The 1,123-nt window shown below is 48.4% G+C and carries 2 protein-coding genes; one reads left to right on the top strand and one right to left on the bottom strand.

Annotated elements, in window-relative coordinates; translation table 11 throughout:
* Window positions 1-364: 364 nt before the first annotated feature.
* On the bottom strand, window positions 365-790 hold the full coding sequence (locus AC2VLY_RS13110; protein ID WP_486922431.1) for a substrate-binding domain-containing protein: 426 nt from the start codon (window positions 788-790) through the stop codon (window positions 365-367).
* A 173-nt stretch (window positions 791-963) separates the two neighbouring features.
* Here AC2VLY_RS13110 and AC2VLY_RS13105 point away from each other — a divergent pair.
* Window positions 964-1,123, top strand: a 160-nt coding sequence (locus AC2VLY_RS13105) for a hypothetical protein (protein WP_486922430.1), incomplete at its 3' end; no start/stop codon positions are given.

The following is a 1,123-nucleotide window of genomic DNA, read 5'->3' as shown; positions in this document are numbered from 1 at the left end:
CGGAGAGGAGCCAAGACGGACCAGGAGTCCCCTCAACTTTTCTATATCCTGCACAAAAGGTCACCTCGATGATTTTATAGACGCGGGGGTGGGGACTTGGCAAAGTGACAGGGAACGCGCTTCATGGGCATGACGGCAAGAAGCCTCATGGCGACCTAGAACAATATGACGATACCACATTCATGGGTAGACGGCGACGGCCCATGATGACAACCACAGAACTTTTTGATATTTTCCAGTTCTACCATACTCTATTGATGTGCTCAAGAGCAACTGCTTTATATAGACTCAACAGAATAATTCTACATTCAGCACGGGTCGGCTCAGGTCGCGTTTCGTGAGAAAATGTTTAACGGTCACCTGTTCAAGAAGATAAATAACAGAATATAAAACCTGAAATATTCATAGCGGGATTAGACCAACACCAGAAATAAGTATCATAGGAAATTAAGGCTGAAAACGGTTTGAATTCGACACGTTGGCTTGGGTAAGAGTCCGATCCGCCATTCTTGGGATTTCGCATAACGTCTTGACCGGCTTTGGACAGAGCAAACTCTACGAACTTCTTGGCGGCACTCACATTGGGTCCATCCTTGTCAATGCCGAGAACCCCAGCAAGAGCGTAGACCCCAGACTGCGAATAGACCATTTTCACTGGTTCACCCTTTAGCTCGGCTTGAAGCAATGCCGTGTCTTGGATGACACATGCTTTCACAGTGCCAGTGAGTAGAGCCTTCAATGTTGGTCCGTTTTTAGGAAAAACTTGAACCCCATTCTTCTTTAAGTCCAGGAAACATTTTTCCCACCTTGCATTCCTTTTTCTTGAATCATACCGTACAAAAACGGATACGCAGGTCCCGAAATGGACGGATTGTTGATGGTTACTGCGTTTTTAAACTCAGGTTTCAAGAAGACCAATTGACGCTCATTCTACCGAGGGGCCACGAACTCGGCACAGAAACCATGAAGATGCTTGTTGCCGAAGGTCTCGGAGCAGCCATCTTGCCGCTCCTCAGTTGTCAGCGAGAACGGTCGAGTGGACTTGTGGTGGCACGAAACCTCCCCGCATTCCCGCAGAGGCGATTCATTGACGCGGCACGCCGACCTGGACACAGTCTGCCCG

The sequence above is a fragment of the Acidithiobacillus sp. TH-A36 genome (genome assembly GCF_057473445.1).
This window is presented reverse-complemented; position numbering and strand designations above follow the sequence as displayed.